Origin of the sequence: Azospirillum brasilense (genome assembly GCF_022023855.1) — a bacterium.
Lineage (GTDB): Bacteria > Pseudomonadota > Alphaproteobacteria > Azospirillales > Azospirillaceae > Azospirillum > Azospirillum brasilense_F.
In genome coordinates this window covers 477,322-498,111 of record NZ_CP059452.1, presented here as the reverse complement: position 1 = coordinate 498,111, position 20,790 = coordinate 477,322, and the positions used below count along the sequence as shown (strand labels likewise).

At 68.5% G+C, this 20,790-nt stretch carries 20 protein-coding genes and 1 pseudogene; 8 read left to right on the top strand and 13 right to left on the bottom strand.

Annotated features, from left to right (window positions below; translation table 11 throughout):
- Window positions 1–2: 2 nt before the first annotated feature.
- The 5 genes and pseudogenes from H1Q64_RS28715 to H1Q64_RS28695 form a co-directional block, all read right to left on the bottom strand.
- Window positions 3–386, bottom strand: a pseudogene (locus H1Q64_RS28715) (response regulator); the annotation flags it as partial.
- A gap of 40 nt (window positions 387–426) precedes the next feature.
- On the bottom strand, window positions 427–3,462 hold the full coding sequence (locus tag H1Q64_RS28710) for a response regulator (RefSeq protein WP_237907290.1): 3,036 nt from the start codon (window positions 3,460–3,462) through the stop codon (window positions 427–429).
- 13 nt (window positions 3,463–3,475) lie between these two features.
- Window positions 3,476–4,297: a substrate-binding periplasmic protein gene (locus tag H1Q64_RS28705; RefSeq protein WP_237907289.1), complete on the bottom strand. Its 822-nt coding sequence runs from the start codon at window positions 4,295–4,297 to the stop codon at window positions 3,476–3,478.
- 7 nt (window positions 4,298–4,304) lie between these two features.
- Window positions 4,305–5,027 carry a substrate-binding periplasmic protein gene (locus H1Q64_RS28700; protein WP_237907288.1) on the bottom strand — a complete coding sequence of 241 codons (723 nt, stop codon included), beginning with the start codon at window positions 5,025–5,027 and terminating at the stop codon, window positions 4,305–4,307.
- Window positions 5,028–5,171: 144 nt separating this feature from the next.
- Window positions 5,172–5,591, bottom strand: coding sequence for a PAS domain-containing protein (locus H1Q64_RS28695; RefSeq protein WP_237907723.1), 420 nt, complete (start codon window positions 5,589–5,591; stop codon window positions 5,172–5,174).
- A gap of 253 nt (window positions 5,592–5,844) precedes the next feature.
- On the opposite strand from H1Q64_RS28695, the gene H1Q64_RS28690 reads away from it, so the two are divergent.
- Complete coding sequence (locus tag H1Q64_RS28690; protein ID WP_237907287.1) at window positions 5,845–6,306, top strand: MarR family winged helix-turn-helix transcriptional regulator; 462 nt, start codon at window positions 5,845–5,847, stop codon at window positions 6,304–6,306.
- Window positions 6,307–6,338: 32 nt separating this feature from the next.
- A complete protein-coding gene (locus tag H1Q64_RS28685; protein WP_237907286.1) occupies window positions 6,339–6,740 on the top strand; it encodes a DUF1398 family protein in 402 nt (133 codons plus the stop codon).
- A 13-nt stretch (window positions 6,741–6,753) separates the two neighbouring features.
- Here the strand turns inward: H1Q64_RS28685 and H1Q64_RS28680 are convergent, their stop codons facing one another.
- Window positions 6,754–7,839, bottom strand: coding sequence for a hypothetical protein (locus H1Q64_RS28680; protein WP_237907285.1), 1,086 nt, complete (start codon window positions 7,837–7,839; stop codon window positions 6,754–6,756).
- Between the two features lie 325 nt (window positions 7,840–8,164).
- Here H1Q64_RS28680 and H1Q64_RS28675 point away from each other — a divergent pair, with 325 nt between their 5' ends.
- A complete protein-coding gene (locus H1Q64_RS28675) occupies window positions 8,165–10,186 on the top strand; it encodes a methyl-accepting chemotaxis protein (RefSeq protein WP_237907284.1) in 2,022 nt (673 codons plus the stop codon).
- A 152-nt stretch (window positions 10,187–10,338) separates the two neighbouring features.
- Entirely contained in the window at window positions 10,339–10,965 is a 627-nt protein-coding gene (locus H1Q64_RS28670; RefSeq protein ID WP_237907283.1) for a hypothetical protein, read from the top strand.
- 102 nt (window positions 10,966–11,067) lie between these two features.
- On the opposite strand, the gene H1Q64_RS28665 is transcribed toward H1Q64_RS28670, so the two are convergent.
- A complete protein-coding gene (locus H1Q64_RS28665) occupies window positions 11,068–12,165 on the bottom strand; it encodes a DUF2325 domain-containing protein (RefSeq protein ID WP_237907282.1) in 1,098 nt (365 codons plus the stop codon).
- Between the two features lie 228 nt (window positions 12,166–12,393).
- Window positions 12,394–12,786: a GreA/GreB family elongation factor gene (locus H1Q64_RS28660; protein ID WP_237907281.1), complete on the bottom strand. Its 393-nt coding sequence runs from the start codon at window positions 12,784–12,786 to the stop codon at window positions 12,394–12,396.
- A gap of 295 nt (window positions 12,787–13,081) precedes the next feature.
- Here H1Q64_RS28660 and H1Q64_RS28655 point away from each other — a divergent pair, with 295 nt between their 5' ends.
- The 3 genes from H1Q64_RS28655 (at window position 13,082) to H1Q64_RS28645 (ending at window position 16,742) form a co-directional block, all read left to right on the top strand.
- On the top strand, window positions 13,082–14,341 hold the full coding sequence (locus H1Q64_RS28655; RefSeq protein ID WP_237907280.1) for a Glu/Leu/Phe/Val family dehydrogenase: 1,260 nt from the start codon (window positions 13,082–13,084) through the stop codon (window positions 14,339–14,341).
- Window positions 14,342–14,473: 132 nt separating this feature from the next.
- Window positions 14,474–16,132, top strand: a complete 1,659-nt coding sequence (locus H1Q64_RS28650; protein ID WP_237907279.1) for an ATP-binding protein — start codon at window positions 14,474–14,476, stop codon at window positions 16,130–16,132.
- Complete coding sequence (locus H1Q64_RS28645) at window positions 16,116–16,742, top strand: response regulator transcription factor (protein ID WP_237907278.1); 627 nt, start codon at window positions 16,116–16,118, stop codon at window positions 16,740–16,742. Before H1Q64_RS28650 ends, H1Q64_RS28645 begins: the two co-directional genes overlap by 17 nt.
- A 47-nt stretch (window positions 16,743–16,789) precedes the next feature.
- On the opposite strand, the gene H1Q64_RS28640 is transcribed toward H1Q64_RS28645, so the two are convergent.
- Genes H1Q64_RS28640 through exbB form a run of 3 tightly spaced genes read right to left on the bottom strand, consistent with a single transcriptional unit; the run spans window position 16,790 to window position 19,006 of the window.
- Window positions 16,790–17,629: an energy transducer TonB gene (locus H1Q64_RS28640; protein WP_237907277.1), complete on the bottom strand. Its 840-nt coding sequence runs from the start codon at window positions 17,627–17,629 to the stop codon at window positions 16,790–16,792.
- A complete protein-coding gene (exbD, locus tag H1Q64_RS28635; RefSeq protein ID WP_237907276.1) occupies window positions 17,626–18,048 on the bottom strand; it encodes a TonB system transport protein ExbD in 423 nt (140 codons plus the stop codon). The genes H1Q64_RS28640 and exbD overlap by 4 nt, the downstream gene beginning before the upstream one ends.
- A gap of 4 nt (window positions 18,049–18,052) precedes the next feature.
- Window positions 18,053–19,006: a tonB-system energizer ExbB gene (gene exbB / locus H1Q64_RS28630; protein ID WP_237907275.1), complete on the bottom strand. Its 954-nt coding sequence runs from the start codon at window positions 19,004–19,006 to the stop codon at window positions 18,053–18,055.
- A 154-nt stretch (window positions 19,007–19,160) separates the two neighbouring features.
- Between exbB and H1Q64_RS28625 the strand changes: the two genes are divergently transcribed.
- On the top strand, window positions 19,161–19,421 hold the full coding sequence (locus H1Q64_RS28625) for a hypothetical protein (protein ID WP_237907274.1): 261 nt from the start codon (window positions 19,161–19,163) through the stop codon (window positions 19,419–19,421).
- A gap of 50 nt (window positions 19,422–19,471) precedes the next feature.
- Here the strand turns inward: H1Q64_RS28625 and H1Q64_RS28620 are convergent, their stop codons facing one another.
- Together H1Q64_RS28620 and H1Q64_RS28615 are read right to left on the bottom strand one after the other, a co-directional pair.
- Complete coding sequence (locus H1Q64_RS28620; protein ID WP_237907273.1) at window positions 19,472–20,293, bottom strand: hypothetical protein; 822 nt, start codon at window positions 20,291–20,293, stop codon at window positions 19,472–19,474.
- Between the two features lie 75 nt (window positions 20,294–20,368).
- Window positions 20,369–20,725, bottom strand: a complete 357-nt coding sequence (locus H1Q64_RS28615; RefSeq protein ID WP_237907272.1) for a Lin0512 family protein — start codon at window positions 20,723–20,725, stop codon at window positions 20,369–20,371.
- Between the last annotated feature and the right edge of the window lie 65 nt (window positions 20,726–20,790).

Genomic DNA, 20,790 nt, shown 5'->3' with positions numbered 1-20,790 from the left:
GCAACCCGTTGCAGCACCGCCGGAGGATCGACCGGCTTGGCGATGTAATCCACCGCCCCCATGGCGAGGCCGCGCTCCCGGTCGGCCTCGTCGGCCCGGCCCGTCAGGAAGATCACCGGGATGTTCCGGGTCCCCGGTGCTTCCTTCAAGGTGGCGCAGACCTCATAGCCATCCATTTCCGGCATCACCACGTCCAGCAGGATCAGGTCGGGCGTCGGGATCGCTGCGGCGATCTCCAACGCCTTGCGCCCATTGTTGGCGACCTTCACCTTGTAGCTTTCCTTCAGCAGACCACTCAGCAGCTTCAGGTTGTCCGGCGTGTCGTCCACTATGAGGATCGTGGGCTTCGGCGCAGCGGGAGCCGGTGCGGGCGATGCGATGTCCATGAAATCAGTCCGATTGGGGGGCGGCAGGGCCGGCGTCGGTTCAGGCTTTGGCGGTCATGCCGCGGTCGGTCAGGGCCGCGTCCAGGGCCGCGGCGGCCTCGTCGAAGTCGAAATTGCGGATCTGGCCAGCGATGGCCTCGAACCGGTCGGGGAAGGCGGCGCGCAGAAGGTCGGCGTTCGCGGCCAGCACCTCCTCGGCGTCGGGGTCGCTGTCGTGCAGAAGCTGGCGGAGTTGCCCGCACACGGCGAGAAGCGCGTCCGCATCCACCACGCTAGGCGGGGCAGCGGACGGCGCGGCGGCGCCCGTCGGTGTCAGCGCCGCCTCAAGATGGGCGAGCAAGGCGCCCAGCGGCGGTTCCAACGCGGCCAGCCGCGCGTCGATCTCCGGGCGTGGCCGGGCGTCGCGGATGACCGCCTCCAGATCGGTGGCGGCATCCTGGACGGGGTGGGCGCCGATGTTGCCGGCGGTTCCCTTCAGGGTGTGGGCGTAACGCTCCGCTGCGGCGAGGTCGCCGGAGTCCAACGCGTCGCGGATGGCGGTCACCACCGCGCGCTGACCGGCGGCGAACTTGCGCAGAAGGTCGAGGTAGAGACGTTTCTTGCCCAGCACCCGCGACAGCCCGGTGACGGTGTCCAACCCTGGAACACTGGCGGGCAGATCGCCCACATCCTCCACGGCCGGAGCCGGCGGGGAAACGGGTGCCTCGGCGCCGAGGCCCGGGCGGGGCGCGATCCAGGTGAGCAGGGTGGCCCACAGCGCATCCGGGTCGATGGGCTTGGCCAGATAATCGTTCATGCCAGCGTCCAGGCAACGCTCGCGGTCGGCCTGCATGGCATTTGCGGTCATCGCGACGATGGGCAAATCGGCGAATCCCAGCCGGCGGATCTCCAAGGTCGCGGCGACGCCGTCCATGACCGGCATCTGCATGTCCATCAGCACGAGGTCGTAGCGGGCCGCCTGCACCATGTCGACGGCGATGGCGCCGTTCTCCGCAACCTCCACCGCCAGCCCAGCATCGCCCAGCAGTTCGCAGGCCACCTGCTGGTTCAGATCGTTGTCTTCGGCCAGCAGGATGCGGGCGCCACGCAGACGCGACAGGTCGGCGGCGGCGGTTGTCGCCGGAGGGGCGTCCGTGGTCTGCTCATCGGCGCCCAGAACCCGCATGATGCCGTCGAACAGCGCCGACGGGTTGACGGGCTTGAACAGCACCTCTTCGATGGCCGTGTTCTCGGCGCCTTTCAGCACCTCTTCCCGGCCGTAGGAGGTGACCATGATGTGGTGGGGCGCCTGATCCAGCTCCAGCGCGGCGAGTCCGGCGGAAGTCTCCAGCCCGTCCATTCCCGGCATCTGCCAATCCAGAAGAACGACGCGGAACGGCCGCCCTTCGCGCGCCGCGAACCGCGCCGCCTGGATGGCCGCGGGGCCGGACTCCACGGCTTCGGCGGTGAAGGACATGGCCGACAGCATGTCGGTCAGCACCACGCGGGCGTTCTCGTTGTCGTCCACCACCAGACAGCGCAGGCCGCGCAGGTCGGGCCGCGGCAGCAGAACGCGGCGCGGCCTGTCGCGGCCCAGCCGGGCGGTGAACCAGAAGCTGGAGCCGCGGCCCGGTGCGCTGTCCACCCCGACCGCGCCGCCCATCAGCTCGGCCAGCCGCTTGGAGATCGCCAAACCAAGGCCGGTTCCGCCATACTTGCGGGTGGTCGACGCGTCGGCCTGCTGGAAGCTCTGGAAAAGCTGATTTTTCTGGTCATCATTCAAGCCGATGCCGGTGTCGCGCACCTCGAAGCGGATCAGCAGGTCGCTCCCGGCCTCTTCTTCCAGCCGGACGATGATGGCGATCTCGCCACGCTCGGTGAATTTGACCGCGTTGTTGGCGTAGTTGACCAGGATCTGCCCGATGCGCAACGGATCGCCGATCAGGTCGCTCGGCACGTTCTGTGCGACGTCGAAGATCAGCTCCAGCCCCTTGGCGGCGGCCTTCTCGGCGATCAGGTCGGCGAGCGTGCCCAGCACCTTGTCGAGGTGGAAGCCGGTGCGCTCGACGCTCAGCTTCCCGGCCTCGATCTTGGAGAAGTCAAGGATATCGTTGATGATGCCCAGCAGATGCTGGCCGGACTGGCTGATCTTGAGGACGTAGTCCCGCTGGCGCGGCGTCAGGTCGGTCTTCAGCGCCAGATGCGACAGGCCGATCACCGCGTTCATCGGGGTGCGGATCTCGTGGCTCATGTTGGCGAGGAAGCTGGCCTTCGCCTGGGATGCCGCCTCCGCCCGGTCACGGGTCAGGCGCAGTTCCTCGGCCTGGGTGCCCAGCCGGACGACGGCGTCCAGGATGCTGTCCAGCTCCTCCGTGCGGGCACCGGGAAGCCGGATGTCGCGCTCGCCCTCGCCGATGCGGCGCAGGCCGTCGGCGGCGAAGAGCAGCGGCCGCACCACATGGCGGCGGATCAGCAGCCCGGCGGCGATGAAGATGGCCAGCACCGCGACGAAAGCGAACTGGATGACCTGCGACACCAGGCGGGTGCGCTCCTGGATCTGGCCGAGACGGCCGGCCGTCAGTTCGGTCACGTCGACCAGAAGCCGGTCGCCGACCGTGTTCAGTTCAACGAGCGTCTGCGCCCATTTCTCGGCGAGGTGCTCCTCCTCGGCGGGCGCGGCCGCGTCGCCGGCCGGGGCGCTCTCCAACCGCCGCGCCTTAGCCGAAGAGACCTGCCGGATGACCGAATAGGCGTCGGTCACCTGCCGTTTCAGCACGGGATCGAACTGGAAGGTCGGGTGGAAGGCCAGCGCCTGGGCGGCCAGCAGGGCCTCGCGGCGGCGGCGGGGGTCGTCGGCGGAGAGGACGATCGCCCCCGACTGCTTCAGCCGCTCCAGATTCACGACGGCGCGCTGGCGCTCCAGGATCAGAGGCACCATGCGGTCCTGGCTGTCGGCGGCCAGCCGTTCCATCTTGCCCTGCTCCGCGACGATGCCGAGGAAGAGCAGGCCGATCAGCGCCAGCAGGATCGCGCCGCCGGTGAGAATCGCCGGCTGCAGCCGTACGCGGGGATGCCTGCGGTCACGGGCGGACGCCATGGCTGGTTCCGGTTCAGTAGATGTCGAAGGGGAAGTATTGACGGTTGATCCGCTGGTAGGTGCCGTCGTTGCGCAACGCCGTCAGCGCCCGGTCCACCGCCGCCTTCAACGCATGCTGGCCGGGCGGGAAGACGATGTGCACGGTCCCGCCCAACCCGTCGTCGGACATCGGGGTGCCGATGGTCTCGAATCCGTCCCCGTCGTCGGACAGCAGGAAATGCACCACGTTCAGCGTCGGTCCGATGGCCACGTCGCTTTGGCCGCTGCGCATGGCGTCCCACAGGTCGTCGAGCGTGGAGACGGGCACCAGGTTGGCGTGCAGCGTCGGGGCGGCGTCGGCCAGACGGACCAGGGCCGCGTGCTGCCGCGAGCCGCGGATGGCGGCGATGCGCCGGCTGCGGATGGCCTCCTCCAGACCCAGTTCCGGCGTCCCCCGGCGCCCGACCAGACTGGTGCTGGACCGCCAATAGGGAATCGAGAACAGAAGCCGCTGCTCCCGGTCCGGCGTGCGCAGCACGTTGCCGAAACCGATGTCGTAGCGGCCCGCGGCGACGTCGTCGATGATCTGCTTGAAGGGGGCCGCATCGAAGCTGCACACCGCACCCAACGAGCGGCACAGTTCGCGGCCGAAATCGATGTTGAAGCCGAACAGGACGCCGGCGGCGTCGCGATCGCTGAAAGGCGGGGAGTGGTCGATGACCACAATGCGCAGGAACGGCCGGTCGGTCGGGGGCGGCGCGTCCGCCCGGACCGGCTGCGGCAGTGCGAGACCGGCCAGCAGGGCCATGACGGCCAACAGGGCGTGTGCGGTGACGGAGCGCATCTGGAAACCCATCGCTGCCTCAGTACATCCGGAAGGGCAGGAAGCGGGAACTGATGGCGTCGTACCGCCCATCCGCGAGGATCGCTCGCAGGGCCATGTTGACGCGGTCGCGCAATTCCTCGCGCCCCAGCGGCAGGGCGATGGCGGACTCGCCGCCCAGCCCGCTTTCGGTCAGCGGGTCGCCCACGACCTCCAGTGCCTCCCCCTCCGCGCTGGTCAGCAGATGGACGGTGACGGCGGTCGGGGCCAGCGCCAGATCGACCCGCCCGTCCAGAACGGCGCGCAACGCCTCAGCCTGATCGTCGTAGATCACGACCGTCCCGCCGATGTTCTTCGCGGTCAGATAGTCGTACTGCTTCGACCCGCGGGTGACGGAGATGCGCTTCCCCGTCAGATCGGGCGCCACGCCCGGGGACCAATCGCCGGCCCGTCCGATGTAGCTGGAGCTGGACCGCTTGTGGCGGTCGGTGAAGAGGTATTTCCTCATCCGCTCCGGCGTCTTCAGGATGCTGGCGACGGCGAAGTCGGCGGCGTTGCGGTCGAGCAGGTCGAGGACTTCCGGAAACTGCAGGGCGGTGATTTCGCAGCGGACGCCCATGGTGTCGCAAAGCGCGCGGGCGATCTCCACCTCGAAGCCGGTCAGCCTGCCCTGTTCGTCGACCATCGCGTATGGAGCCATCTTCCAGGTCAGCACGCGGTAGACCTCGTCCGCACGGGCGGGCAGGGCCGAGATGCTGAGCAAAAGGGCAAGCCACACGGTCGCGAAAGGACGAAACGGCGTCAGGCGGATCACGGGCTGCCTCGGCAAAGCGGAAGAATGGAGCGCAACGGTCATCCGGCGCTGCGGCGCCCTGGACGATGCCGCATTCCGGTTGTTCTTCAGCGCTCACGCCGGATTGATTTCCAGCACGGCCAAGATAATACCATTATATTCAGCACGGTCAACACAACTAATAAATCTTAGGGTTGTCAAATGGCGGGGAAATGTGCGTGAACCTGTGGAGTATGGTTCAAATTCTTCCACTTCTCCGGGCTGTCCGGCGTTGCCGATTTGACGACCTTGACCAAGCGGCCTTGCGCGTCGAAGACGGGGTTTGTAGCTGGCCTGAATCCAAACGTCGCCGCCATCCTTGCGCAGGCGCCGGAACTCCGCCGTCCGGTGCTCGCCGCGACGGAGCGCGTCCCAAAAGCGACGGTAACAGTCGCCGTTGCGTTCCTCCGGCGCCATGAATATGGCGTGGTGCCGGCCGGCGATCTCATCCAACCGGTAGCCCATGGTGGTGAGGAAGTTGGCGTTCGCCGTCAGGACGTTCCCGTTGATGTCGACTTCGATGACCGCCTGTATTTGTTGACCCCTGCGATCTGTCCCTCCTGGTCAGCGGACCGGCGCTTGTCCACCGTGATGTCCATGGCATAGGTGACGATCGTCACGATCCGCCCGCTATGGTCCCGAATCGGGGTGACGACCGCCTGGACTCGCGAATCCCGCCCCGTCTTGACCAAATGGTTGACAAGGAAACTGTTTTCAATTAGTTTCCTAGGAAACTCAAGGAGGCGTGTTGGCCAAATCGAACATCAGCCCGCTCGACGCGCAGCATCTCGGCTACTGGCTGCGCTTCGTGTCGAATCATGTGTCCCATGCCTTCGCCGCAAAGCTGGCGGGGCGGGGGGTGACCGTCGCCGAGTGGGTCGTGCTGCGCGATCTTCATGGCCGCGACGGCGTAGCGCCCAGCCTGCTGGCCGACCGGCTCGGCATGACGCGGGGAACGATCTCGAAACTGGCCGACCGGCTCGCCGCCAAAGGGATGCTCACCCAGACCGCCGACCCGGACGATCGGCGTTACCAAGCGCTGGCGCTCACCCCGGAAGGCCGGGCGCTGGTGCCGGAACTGTCCGCCTTGGCGGACCGCAACGATCTCGAATTCTTCGGGCACCTGGACCCCGCCGAGCGGGAGCGGATCGAAGAGGCACTGAAGGGCATCGTCCGCCGGATGGGGCTGCGCTCCATTCCCATCGACTGACCGCGAAGCGCGCACTGCACGGAGAATTGCTCATGGACGCCAAAATCACAGCCATCCTGCGGGAGTGCAGCCGGGCTTCGCAGGAGGAGCGGATCACCTTCCCCGAGGTCGTCGCGGCGCTGGCCGTCGCGGGGGTGGAACGCTACCACACCGATCTCGTGCGCGCGGAGACGACCTATTACTTCCCGGACGGGACGACGGAGCGGGTGGAGGCCCGGCCTTCTCCTCTGCCGCCGTCCGTGGACTTTTCGGCGGAGGGCGTGGAGTCCGCCGTCCGCGCCATCCAGGCCGGAACGATCCGCTACGGCGGTTTCTGCGAGCGGGTGCTGCGGGCGGGCTGCGCCGGCTGGACGGTCAGCATCCTGGGTCGGCGGGTCGTCTATTACGGCCGCAGCGGCGACAGCCACACTGAGTGGTTCCCCGGCGCCCGCTGACGCCTTCCCGCCGTCACCAGCCCAAGCGTCGGGACAGCACGGGGCCGAGGTCGCCGCGCCATTCCTTCAATTCGGCCTCCGTCCGCTCGACCGCGCGCTGGTCGCGGTAGCGCTTGAGCGCGCGGTTGGCATCGCCGCGCGCTTCCATGGCGGCCAGCCGCTTGGCCACTTCCGGCTCCGACGCCACGGCTTGGCGCCAGCGCTCCAGCCGCACCTCCGCGACCGCGTCAACGATGGATTGGAGCGCCGGCATGCGGCCCAGCTTCTTCACGCCGGGCGCCAGCCGGGCGGCGGCGGCGGCGGCAGCCTCCTTGGGCATTCGGGGAAAGGCCCGCTGCACCGCCTTGGTCAGCGCGTCTTTCATGTCGTCGCCGCGCTGCTTCGCTTCGGCGCCCCGGCTCAGCCGCGCGACGGCGCGGGCCTGCTTCTTGGCATGCCAGGACAGAATGCCGTCCGCGATCTCGCGCGCATCGGTGTCGAGCCAGACAACGCTCTCCGCCCCCTCCGCGAGCACCGCCTTCGCCTCGTCGGGAAGCTCCGGGTCGTCCGCGGTCGCCATTCCGGCAAGGCCCAGCGCCTTCAACGACCGCAGCGACCGCGCCCGCCCCTCGTCACCGGCCAGCAGAACGGATTCCGCCAGCATCCCGCCGTCGAGCAGGCTCTGCAGAAGCTCCAGGTCGCCGTGCGTCCAACGGCGGGCGGCGGTCAGCCGCTCCACCCGCAGGCGCAGAAGGTCGCGCACCGCCGGGCGGGCGGCGGCCGGAACGCAGCGTTCCACACGCCACACCCCGCCCTCGAACCGCGCGACAGCCCATTGCGCGCCGTTCTCGACGGGTTGGTCGGTGGGGAAGGCGCCGTCCAGATTCCAACGGTCGCTGGCCCGCAGGCAACCTTCCGGCGGCGACTGCCACGGCGTTCCGGGTTTGGAGTAGAAGCTGGGAGCCACCGGGCTGCGCAGAACGAAGCGCCAGCCGGCGACCTCAGTGGCGAGACCATCGGGCATAGCGGCCGGGCGTGGCGTATCCCCCAGTTTCAACAGGGGGCCGGGGCTCTCCTGGCTGACCGGCGAGGCTTCGGGTGACGGGTGTTCAGACGGCATGGCGGCTCCTTCCAGCGATGTTGTATCACATGGCGGAGCGGTGCTTCGCAACTTTAGCCGCCTGCCCACCGTTCATTCTGAAAAGCCGATTGGAAATTTTCTGAAAGAAAACGTGTAATAGATAGAGTGGAACGCTGAATTTTTATCAGATCATGTCCTCCCGCCGGTCCTCGGAGGTCCTTTGACCAAAATCAAGGAAAGGCATCGCACAGCGGGTTTGAGTCGATGAATGCTGTGCGCTTTCGAGGATAATTCCATGCGATTATTGTCCATCAAAGTCATTCTACCGGTGATTGTCGGTGGGCTTGCCCTTCTGGGAATCTTCATGGCGGGTGACGCCGCGTTCGTGGCGCTTCGCGGCGTCGAAACGGCTTCGGACTATCGGAAAGTCAATCAGGTGGCTGGCGGTCTGGTCGCCGCCGCCGGCGAGTTCGCCCTTGAGCGAGGTGCCACCAACGGTGCTCTAAACGGCGCGGACCCGCTTTCCGGCGAAAGGCTCGTCCGGTTGCAGAAGCGCCGCGGTGCCGCCGACGCTGCGCTGCGCGCTGCGCTGGTGGATTTGCGCGCCATGCCCGCAATGGTTCCGCACGCTCCACGGCTCGGTGAGGTCGCGGCATCGTCGACCGCCTTCCAGGACGTCCGGCGCGGGGTGGACGAGGCTCTGGCCCGCAGCGCCGGCGAAAGGTCGCCAGACGTGGTGTCGGGCTTCGCCGGCACGATCACGGTGCACATCGAGCGAATCGGTTCTCTGCGCCGGCTGTTGGAAGCGGTGGCTCCACCGCCGAGCACGGCGACGTTCCAGCTCGTCCAGTTGCGCGGCTACGCGGCGGATATGGCCGAACACGCTGGCCGCGAGCGCGCGCTGTTCAGCGCTCTCGTCGCCGGCCGCCGGCCGCTCGCTCCCGGACAGGCCGACGCCCTGGCGAAATCCCGCGGACGGCTGGAGCAGGCGTGGGAGGGCATCGGCGCGCTGCGCAACCGGCCGGACATCACGCCCGATCTGGCGCGAGCCATCGATGGGGTCGAGGCCGCGTACTTCCAAGGCTTCGCCGAGACCCGGCAGGCGGTGCTGAAGGGTGGTGCGGATGGACGGTACCCCTTGACCTCCGACGAATGGATGAGCCGGGCGACCGCGGGCATCGATTCCATCCTCACATTGGCCGGCACGACGGGCACCGCCATCGACGCAGCGGTTGCAGAGGCCGCAGAGGAGGCTCGCTTCGATCTGCTCGTCGGCCTCGCCGTCTTCTCGCTCAGCCTGATTCTGGGGGTCGGGGGATCGCTGCTCGTGATGCGCCGGATCGTCCGCCCGCTCACGGCGATGACCGGGGCCATGCGGCAACTGGCCGATGGCGATCTGGCGGTCGCCATTCCCGGCACCGGACGTCGCGACGAGATCGGCGCCATGGCGCAAGCCGTGGAGGTTTTCCAGGAGCACGCCGTTGCGCGTGAGCGGCTGGAGGCGGAACGGGCGCGTGAGCAGGATTTGCGCGAGCGGCGGGCGGCTGCGCTGGACCGGTTGACCCGCGGCTTCGAAGCCAAGGTGAGCGGGCTGGTCGGCACCCTGTCGTCCGCCGCGACGGAGATGGAAGCGACCGCCGGCTCCATGTCCACGGCGGCCCAGCAGACCAACCAGCAATCCTTCGCCGTGGCAGCCGCGTCGGAACAGGCCTCCACGAACGTGCAGACCGTGGCGGCGGCGACCGAACAGCTCACCGCGTCCATTCGGGAGATCGGCAACCGCGCTGCCCAGTCGCAGGCGATCACCACGCGCGCCGTCGCGGACGCCCGGCGGACGGACGAGACGGTGCGGTTGATGGCCGGCTGCGCCCAGCGCATCGGCGAAGTGGTCGGGCTGATCCAGGCGATCTCCAGCCAGACCAACCTGCTGGCGCTCAACGCCACCATCGAGGCCGCCCGCGCCGGCGACGCTGGCAAGGGATTCGCCGTCGTGGCGCACGAGGTGAAAATGCTGGCGAGCCAGACGGCCCAGGCGACCGACGACATCGCGGTCCAGATCGCCCGGGTGCAGACCGTCACGAGCGATGCCGTCTCGGCGATCGAGGCCATCGGCGCCGTGATCGGCGAGGTGAACGAGATCGCCACGGCCATCGCTGCCGCTGTGGAGGAGCAGGGTGCGGCCACCCAGGAAATCACGCGCAACGTCCAACAGGCGGCCATCGGCACGCAGGAGGTCGCGTCCAACATCGCCGGTGTGCGGCAGGCGGCCAACGACACCGGGGCGGCGGCGACCCATGTGCTGAGCGCGGCGCAGGAGTTGTCGCAGCAGGCGGAACGGCTGACCGGCGAGGTCGACGACTTCCTCGACGGCATCCGCAGCACCTGACCGCGCCGGGGAGGAGCATCGGACCATCACCGGAAGCCGTCGGACAACCGTTCACACTTCGCGGCCTGCAGCGTCTGGATCTCAGAAGCGACTTGCCGCGGTGGACAGCACCGGGGTCGGCGCCACCCGCCCGGCAACGATGGAGAAGCGACATGGCAGGCATTCAGGGGATCGAACTCACGCAATTTCACCCCGTCGGGCAGAACTATCCGGCCGGAGTGTACCGGCTCACCCACGTCGACGAAGGGCGTACGTTCGAGATCACCGTTCGGAACACGCCGGCGAACACGGTCGCCATCGACGTGCGCAACCCCGCGGGTACGCTCTACCGAGGCGTCGCCACCGGTCGTCTGCTGCAGGGCAATCAGCAGAACCTCATTCTTGCGTCGCTGGAACATCTGCAGACGGACAACATCGATGGCCGCGTCCCCGGGTTGGGCGCTCTGGTGGTGTACATCTTCGCCGCGAACGTCCTGCTCACCGCGGCCACCATCCAGGTGGGCACGATGGCGCCGACGGCAGCGGGCTTTTACGATGCCGTCGGGTTTCCCGTGCTGGCGACGGCGAACGCGTACTTCCAGCAGCTGCTGCAGAACGCGGGGAATGACCAAGACCGGATCAATGAACTGAATCAGCGGCAGAACACCTTTCTCCAGGCGTTCGCCAATCCCAACGCCGTCCAGGGCACGCTGCCCTACGCCGGGGCTCCTGAGGCCCTACCCCAGCAGATCATCGCCGCCAACGCCGCCCGCATGGCCCGTTGGCGCTTGGTGGCGTGACGCGCGGGCGGCGAGCCGCTGGGGTGCAACGGTGCAGTCCAACGGCCCGGGCGGATTCGCTCTCCACCGCCATGCGGCAATTCGCAATTCCGACGCGGGCTTTCAATGATGGGCTGCGTCCTCCCCGGAGCCGTCCTGGCCGAAGCTGTGCAGGATGCGGGCGAAGCTGGTCGCGCCTGCACTGCGCATGGGAACGAAGGGCTTGCCCATGCGGCGGCACAGGCCCTTCACCCGCAGGCAGGCGTCGTGGCTGACGCAATCGACCGGACAGACCACCACGTCGGCACGCTCCACCAGCCCTTCCAGGCAGCGGGTCGTCTGCTCGAACCCGCCGTCATGGTGCAGCAGGCAGCCGTTGCGCGTCTCCACCGCCGCCCGCAGATGGGGCAGGCTCTTGGTCCGCCCGCCCACATAGAGGATGGCCCGCCCGCCGAGGTCGGTCGGGGCGTTCGTCTCGGCGGCGGCGGTGCGGCGGAGCTGCGCGGCCGGCGGGTCGAGCAGGCGGCGCAGCCGTTCCAATTCCGCCTCGGCGTGGCGGGCGCGCATGCGCTCGCTGGCGACGCGGCGGTGCAGGGCGTCCATGGTGCGCAGCAGACGCGCCTGGCCCGGCGCCCGGACCGATGGGGCTTTCGGGACGTTGGGCGTTTCCGGAACCGCGGGCGCGGCCCGCTGGGTGGCGAGCTGCGCCTCCAGCTCCCGGATGCGGGCGTCCTTCTCGGCGACGCGTTCGGCGGCGGCGCGTTCCTGCTTCGCCAGCCGGGCGGTCAGCTCCTCGCAGCGCCGGGCCAAGTCTCGGTTCTCCCGCAATTGGCGTCGGTTCTCGCCACCCATGATGTGGGAGAGCATGTGCACGTCGGCGAAGGCGCGCACCCGCACCGCGTCGGGCATGGCGCCGTGGCTCAGCACGCCCCAGTAGGCGGCGGCGACGTCGCCCGAGGCCACCGCGGCGGTCCACAGCGCCATCCAGCCCTCTTCGGTCGTCTCGCGGGCGAAGCGCTTCACCGCGACGGCGAAGGTCTCGTCCAGCCGCTTGTGCATCAGCCGGGCTTCCGGCCCGTCCTCCGCGGCCTTCTCCACGAAATAGCGGTGGATGTCGTAGGGGCGGGCGTCCGCCGTGGGGACCAGCTTCAGCCGCCGGCACAGCCACGCCACGTCTTCCGACGACAGGCAGGTGCCCACGATCGAGCAATGATACTCCATGGGAATCGTCCACAGCTTCCGGCGCTTGGCCTGTCCCAGTACGCAGGATGGCACGGTCTTCCGACAACGCTCACACATCGTCTCCGCCCCCGATTGGTTTCGGCTGTTGGGTCTCCGGTTCCGTCCGGAGCCAAGCGGGGCCGTGGAGCGGAACATGCTCCACTAATAATGAGATTCATTCGCATTTGCAAATGAAGAGCGAAGCGGGTTCGCTCCCGTGGGGGCGGTTCAGGCAGGGAGAATACGCTCGATCATCAGCCGGCGCGTGACGCCGTCCGCGTCACTGTACGGCATGTGAGCTCCCTCCCTGAGACCGAGCAGGGCCACCCCCAGCGGCGAGGCGACGGTGATCTGGTCGTCCTTGGGCGATTGGTCCGGGTAGACCAACTCACCCCATTCGGGCGGCATGCCGTTGTCGCGGCGGAACAGCACCCGGCTGCCCATGCGCACGATCGTCCGGGGGAGGTCGCCTTCCGGGCGTACGATCGCCCGCTCCAACTCCCGCGACAGGAACGCCGAGACCTCCGGGGCCTGCACGGCCAGCCGGTCCATGGCCCGCAGCAGGCGGCCGTAATCCATGCGTCCGATCCAGATCAGCGGCCGGTCGGTTCCCTCGGTCATCGATGCGTCCTCGACTGCGCGGCGGCGGTAATGCAAGCCCGGATGAACTCTCGCCCACGGGCATTGTCCGCGGCCATCCGTATGATTACGGAGCGCAAGGCGCAGATCGGCCTGTAAAAAATTTATCGTTGTTTCGCAGTATGTTACGCTATTTCCGTAGTAATACGGATATTTTGATCCGGGTTATTCCCCAGTAGAAAAGCCGTCATATGCCTTAGGGGAAGTGAGCAGAACCTTCCAGGAAGGAGATGCGGCCAACCTTCGGTGCTCCTGACCGAAACCATGGGGAAAAGGAATGGACGATCTGCTTTCGGGGGCGCTGAGCCGCCTGGATGAAGCCGCCAAGCACGTCGAGGTGGATTCCGAGGTTCTCGAGAAACTGAAATACGCCAAGGAGACGTTGAGCGTCCGCCTGTCCGTGCGCATGGACGACGGTTCGCGGCGCTCCTTCCCGGCGTGGCGGTGCCGCTACGACGACACGCGCGGCCCGACCAAGGGCGGCATCCGCTTCCACCCGAGTTCCAACGTGGAGGAAGTGACCACGCTGGCCTTCTGGATGACCTTCAAGTGCGCGGTGATGAACCTGCCCTACGGCGGGGGCAAGGGCGCGGTGAAGGTCGATCCGCACAGCCTGTCCAAGTCGGAGCTGGAGCGCCTGTCGCGGGCCTATGTCCAGGCCTTCGCCGGCATGATCGGACCCGACCGCGACATCCCGGCGCCGGACGTCTACACCAACTCCATGATCATGGGGTGGATGGCCGACGAGTACAGCTCCATCGTCCGCCAGCCGAGCCCGGCGGTCATCACCGGCAAGCCGCTGCCGCTCGGCGGTTCGCTCGGGCGCGACGACGCGACCGCGCGCGGCGGCTATTACCTGATCAAGCATCTGGAAGAGGATCTGCGCCTGTCCGGATCGGCCCGCCGGGTGGTGATCCAGGGCTACGGCAACGCCGGCTTCCACATCGCCCGTCTGCTGCACGCGGACGGCTACCGCATCGTCGGCCTGTCCGACTCCCGTGGCGCCATCGTCTGCGAGGAGGGGCTGGACCCGCAGGCCGTGCAGACGGCCAAGGAGCGCGGCGGTTCGGTGACCGCCTATACCGAGAACGGCGCCCGCGCGGTGACCGGCGACGAACTGCTGGGCACCGCGTGCGAGATCCTGGTCCCCGCGGCGCTGGAGGATCAGATCCACAGGGGCAACGCCGGGCTCATCAAGGCGCGGGTCGTCCTGGAACTCGCCAACGGCCCGGTCACGCCGGACGCCGACCGCATCCTGAACGAGTCCGGTGTCATCGTCCTCCCCGACATTCTGGCGAACGCCGGCGGCGTGACGGTGTCCTACTTCGAGTGGGTGCAGAACCGCCAGGGCTACTATTGGGGCCTCGACGAGATTCACGAGCGCCTTCGCGTGATCATGGAGACCGAGGGTCGCCGGGTTTGGAACATGGGCACGACCAAGGACATTCCGATGCGCACGGCGGCCTACGCCCACGCGCTGGAACGGCTGTCGAAGGCCATCGCCGCGCATGGAACGCAGCCGTTCTTCGTCGGCTGATCCGTGCGTCGCGGGGACGGGAGCCCGCCGGGCTCCCACCCATCGCATAGGCGAACACGCCGGGTGGACGTATAGTCCGTGCCTCGTCCACCCGTTCCGTTCCGCCCGTGCAGCCTGAAAGACCGCTTTGAGATGCCATTTCCGCCCGCCAGCCGTGCGACGGGAGCGCCAGCCATCCTGACCGGCCGGGACATGGTCGTGCTGTCGCTCGCCTTCCTGGCGGCCTATCTGCCCATCGACTGGCTGACCTTCATCCACCCCCGCCCGAGCCTCAACATCACGCCGTGGAACCCGCCGGCGGGGCTCTACATGGCCCTTCTGCTGTGGACCGGCGCGCGCGGCCTGCCGATGGTCTACGCCACGCTGATCCTGGCCGATCTGGTGGTGCGGGGGCATCCGGCCTCGGTCTCCTCGCTGCTGCTCTCGAACCTCGCCATCGTTGCCGGGTACGGGGCGGCCGCCCATGTGCTGCGCCACCGGGTGGCGATCGGTCTGGCGTTGAACCGGGTGCGCGATGTCGGCTGGCTGGTCGGCGTCACCTTCCTGAGCGCCGCCGTTGTTGCCCCCGTCTTCGTCGGCGTGTTCGTCCTGGACGGGGCCTTGCCCGCGGCCGACCTGCCGACGCTGGCGTTCCAATACTGGTTGGGCGACGCCATCGGCATCGCCGTGGTCACGCCCTTCGTCCTCCTCCTGCACCGACCGGACCAGACGCCCGCCTGGAGCGTGCCGAAGACGCCCACCGCCGCCCAGACGGCCGCCATCGCCGCAGCTCTCCTGCTGGTCTTCCTGCCCATCGGCGACGGTCAGTTCAACCTGTTCTACGTCTTGTTCCTGCCCCTCGTCTGGGTGGCGGTGTCGCACGGCCTGCCGGGCGCGGTGCTGGCGGCCCTGGCCATCCAAAGCGGCCTGATCGCCGGGCTGCAGGCGATCGGTCTTCCCCTGGGGGCGGTGATCTATCATCAGACGCTGATGCTGGCCCTGGCCATCACGGCCCTGTTCCTCGGCGCTCTGGTCAGCGAGCGGCGCGAGGTCGAGGTCCGGCTGCGCGAACACCAGACCGAGTTGGCCCATCTCTCCCGCCTCACGGTGACCGGGGAGATGGCTTCCGCCCTGGCCCACGAACTGAATCAGCCGCTGCTGGCCGCCATCAGCTACGCGCGCGCCGCCCAGCGCCTGCTGGAAGGCGACGACACGCCGCCGCGCGCCCACGAACTCATCGACAAGGCGGTGATCCAGGCGGAACGCGCGGGCGAGGTCATTCGCGGGCTGCGCACCTTCCTGAGCAAGGGGTCGCTTCAACTGGCGCCGGAATCGGCCAGCGAGATCCTGCGAGAGACGCTGACGCTGGTGCGGGGGGACGCGGCCTACAACCGGGTCCAGCTTCGGGTGGACATGGTGGAGCCGCTTCCCCTCGTGCTGTGCGACCGCATCCAGATCGAGCAGGTTCTTCTCAACCTCGTGCACAACAGCATCGAGGCCATCGCCGCGGCCGACAGCCCGGTGCGCGAGGTCATCCTGCGTGTCAGGGCCACGCCGCCGGACGGCCTGACCTTCGAGGTCGAGGACAGCGGTCCCGGCGTGTCGGCGGGTATGGTCGACCATCTGTACTCGCCGTTCGCCACCACGAAACCGGCGGGTATGGGGCTCGGCTTGCCCATCTGCCGCTCGATCGTCGAAAGCCACGGAGGCAGGCTGTGGCTCGGCCGCACCGGTCCGACCGGCTCCGTTTTCCAGGTCTTTCTGCCCGCAGCCCGTTCCGACACCCGGCCGTCCCATGACCCAGACCAGTAATCCCCTCACCGGCGAACCGACCGTCTTCATCATCGACGACGACGAGGCGGTCCGCGACGCGCTCTCCGTCCTTGTCGAGGTGGCCGGCCTGTCCGTGCGCACCTTCGTCAACGCGCTGGAATTCCTGCACCGCTACAGCCCGGAGCAGCCGGGCTGCGTGGTGGCCGACCTCCGCATGCCCTTCATGGACGGGCTGGAGCTTCAGGAGGAACTGTCCCGGCGCGGCTGCGGCCTGCCGGTCATCATCATCACCGCCCATGGCGAGGTGAGTTCCGCCGTCACCGCCTTCCGGTCCGGAGCCGTCGATTTTCTGGAAAAGCCGTTCGACGACGGCGTCTTCCTGCGCCGCATCCACGAGGCCTTGCAGCGCGACGCCCACCAGCGCCGGGACCGCTCCGCCGCGGAGTCCGCCTTGGCGAAGCTGGCCCTTCTCAGCCCCCGCGAACGGGATGTCGCGGCGCTGATGGTGGAGGGCTGCGCCAACAAGGCCATCGCGATCCGCCTCGGGATCGGCGTCCGCACGGTGGAAACCCACCGGGCGAACATTCTCAGCAAACTCGACATCCGCACGGTTCCGGAACTCATGCGCCTGTGGATGCACATACCGTGATGCGCATCCAGGTTATGCACGCTTGAGCGGTTGAAGCGTGCACCGGCTCAGCGCAGGAAATACTGCACCGGCACCACCAGTTCCATGCGGTCCTGCGCCACGTCCGGCGGTGGGGCCGGGAGCGGGGAGGCGCGTTCGACCAGAGCGATCGTCTCCTCGTCCAGCGCCTCGAAGCCGGAACCCTTGTGCAGCCGCACCGCCAGCACCCGCCCTTGCCGGTCGAGCGTAATGTGGACCTGCGGAACGCCCTGCTGGCGCCGCATCTGGGCGATGCGGGGGTAGCGCTTGTAGCGCTCCAGATGGCCGAGGACGGCGCCATGCCACGTCGGCAGCGCGTTGCTGTTGCGCATTACTGGCGCCGCCTGGGCCGGCGCGCCCGCGGGCGGGGCGGCGGCGGGGGCGGCGTTGGCCGGGGCTTCCGTCACCGGCTTCGGGGGAGTCTGCGGGCGCGGCTTCGGCGGTTCGGCCTTGGGCTTCGGCTTGGGCTCTTCCTTGGGCTTGGGCTTGGGCTTCGGCGGCGGCTCCGGCAGGGCGACTTCCGCCGGCACGGGCGGGGGCGGCTCCGGGGCGATCTCGGGGATGGGCTCGGGTTCCGGTTCGGGCTCGATCACCGGCTCGGGCGGCAGCTCCGGTTCGGGGAGCATCGATTCCAGCGTCGGCGGCGGCTCCGCGGCCGGTGTTTCCGGCATCGGCGGCAGGTCGAGCATCACCGCGGGCGGCGCAGCCGGCGCCTCTTCCATCGCGACGTGCCAGGACAGAGCGGCGAGTGCCAGAAGGGCGTGGGCGCCCAGCACGACCACTAGACTGCCGCCCCAGCGCGCCAGGGCGGGTGCCGTGCGCTCCTCGCCGTCCGGCAGATCGTTGGGATCGAACGTCGCCACGCTCATTTCGCGGCCGCGCCTTCCAGCCCGACCAGGGCGATCTTCAGATAGCCGGCGGCGCGCAGCGCGTTCATCACCTCGGTCAGCGCGCCGTAATCCACGCTGCGGTCGGCGCGCAGAAAGACGCGGGCGCCCTTGTCGCCGCTCGTCACCCCGTCCAGCGCCGCCGCCAGGGACTCCCGCGCCACCGGCGTGTCGCCCACCGACAGGCTTTTGTCAGCCTGGATGGTCAGGAACAGAGGCTTGTCAGGCCGCGGCTGCGGCTGGGCGGTCGAGGCCGGCAGGTCCACCGGCACGTCCACCGTCGCCAGCGGGGCCGCCACCATGAAGATGATGAGCAGAACGAGCATCACGTCGATGAAGGGCGTGACGTTGATGTCGTGCGACTCGGTGAGATCGTCGCCGTCGTCCAGACGCGCCGCCATGGTCTTACTCCGCCGCCTTGGACACGGTGCGCGGCAGGGCGCGGCGGTCCATGTCGCGGCTCAGCAGCCGCAGCACCGCTGCCGACGAGTCGCCGAGTTGGGCACGATAGCCGCCGATGGAGCGGGCGAAGCCGTTGTAGATCACCACCGCCGGGATGGCCGCAACGAGGCCGATGGCCGTCGCCAGCAGCGCTTCGGCGATGCCCGGCGCCACCACGGCGAGGTTGGTTGTCTGCGACTTGGCGATGCCGATGAAGCTGACCATGATGCCCCACACCGTGCCGAACAGCCCGACGAAGGGGGCCGTGGAACCGATGCTGGCGAGGATGCCGGTGCCGCGCATCATGCGCCGCCCCTCCGCCGCCTCGATCCGCTCCAGGCGGGAGGCCGCGCGCTCCTTCAGACCCTCCTGCGAGGGGGCGTCGGCGGACTGGTGGGCCTCGGCGATCACGGCGCGCAGGAAGGCGGTGGCCGGAGTCTTCTCGAAGCCGATGCTCTCGGCCGCCTGGGTCAGCGAACGCGCCTGCTCCAGCGCCGCCAGAGAGGCCCGCGCCTTGCGCTTGGCCTTCGACAGCTCCACCGACTTGGCGAGGAAGATGGTCCAGGTGGCCACCGAGGCCAACGCCAGCCCGATCATCACCGCCTGCACCACCGGGCTCGCCGCCATGAACATGCCCCAGGGGGACAGGTCGTGCGGCAGCGTCGCCGTCGCGGCGGTCACATGCTCCAGTCCGGCGGCCGCTCCCGCCGCAGCGTCCGGCGCCGCCAGCGGGGCGGCCAGCGCGTCGGCGGCGGGCGCCGTTACAGGCGCCGTCATGGGCGCTGCCGTGGAAGCCGGTGCCGCGGGAGCGCCGCCGTTGGTTGCGGGGGTGCCTTGCGCCCAGCCAACTCCGCTCGACAGGAAGGTGCCGGCGGCGGCCATCGCAGCGATGGAACGGGTGTGAAGCGCTGTGAACATTGGCGGTTCGAACTTCTTTGCGGCTGACTTCCTTCCTGTATAGTGCGAACGACTCTCATTTGCACCCATAAAGTGCTATATTGCTGCTATGCGACAAATGGGCAGCACGCCGGTTGTTCACGGCGTGACATGTGAACCGCAAGGGAAGATTGCGATGCCCAAGGTCCGGACCGTATCGGAACATGGCAGCTTCCGGCTCGTCGAGCGGGACGGCCGCTACGCCGTGATCGAGGCGCGTGACGGCCAGATCTACGGTCTCCACGGGGAGGCGGGGGACCGCCCCAGCGCGCCGGACCATCCGGACGCCGCCGAAGCCGTCGTCGCCCCCGGCGACTGGAACGCCGAGGATGAGGCTCGCCGCCGCTTCGAGGAGCTCACCGCCCGCGGCGAGGAACTGGCCCGCAAAATCTGGTGATCCGCATCGGGTGACCAGTGCGGGTGACCAGTGCGGTTGACCAGTGCGGTTCAGAACGCCTGGATCGCCTTTGAGGAGACCGTCCGCCACCGCGCGTCGGCGTCCTCCAGCATGGTCTGGATGTGGCCGATGTGGACCTGACCGTAGAGGATCAGGATGTTGCGGTCCGGTTCTGCCTTGATCGCCGCCACCACCTTGTCCTCGCGAAGGGTGGTCAGCGCGGGCGACAGGGCCTCGCGCACCATGGAGCCCGACGCCGTGGCGGCCAGCATGATGCGGATGGCGGCCTGGACGCGCCGCTGCACCCAGCCCGGCAGCGTGTCGTACTCGTCCCGGAGCTGCGCCAGATCGATGGTTTCCGGATCGGCCTCGTCCGGATCGTCGGGGGGCAGGGCGGCCAGCAATTGCGACAGGGTGACGTCGACGTTGCGGGCGTCCGGTCCCGGCGGGCCGATCAGGGCGCGGTTGTCCTGAAGCACCAGCCCGTCGCCGAGCAGGCTCGCCATCATCTCGTAGGGATGCTGCTTGCTGTCCGGGTTCCAGTCCGCCCCCAGGCGGCGCAGCACGTCGGCCACCCCGGCGGGGTTGGAGGAACCGTCGGGACGGACCTCCTCGTAGAAGACCAGCCAGCCTTCCTGGCGCCGCTGCGCGATGTGGCGGGCGATCGCGCCGTAGAACTCCGGCTTGGCGACATGGACCATGCCCTGCATCTCCACCTGCCGTCGCCCGTCGCTCATCACGACTCGGGACAGTTCCAGCGGGATGTGGTCGGCGATCACCGGCAGGGCGGCCACCACCCCCACGGTCAGGGTGACGAGGCCGCCGGCGAGGATGCCGACGGCGATCAGGGCGGTTCGGAGCGCGCGCTTCATGCCCCGACGCTGGCACGAAACGGGGGGCGGGGGCAACCGCTCCGCACTCAAGCGCCAAACCTCAGTCCCCAGACTTCAAATACCGACCTCCACCGCGGCGTTGACGATGTAGATCAACTCGTTGCGGTCGTTCTTGTCGGCGAGGAAGATGCCGCTGGGCGCCAGCATGCCGCCGGACACCACGTTGAAGGAGACTTGTCCATAGGGGAAGACGGCCCGGACGGCCTCCAGGTCCAGCCGGTCGGCGTCCGCCGGAACGGCGAGATGGACGCGGACCTGCATCCGGCTGGTGTCGCCATCGACCAGCGCGCGCATGCCGGGCATGGAGTTGCGCTCGATGGCGTTGCGCACCGCGCGCACCGCGGCCTTGGTCACGTCCTGACCGTGCAGATCGGCGCCCATGCCGAGTTCGACGAACATCACCTGCTTCATGGTCGTGGGTCCCTCCTCATTCGATGTTTCGGCGATTGCGCTGAGGATGCGCCAGGATCGGCGCG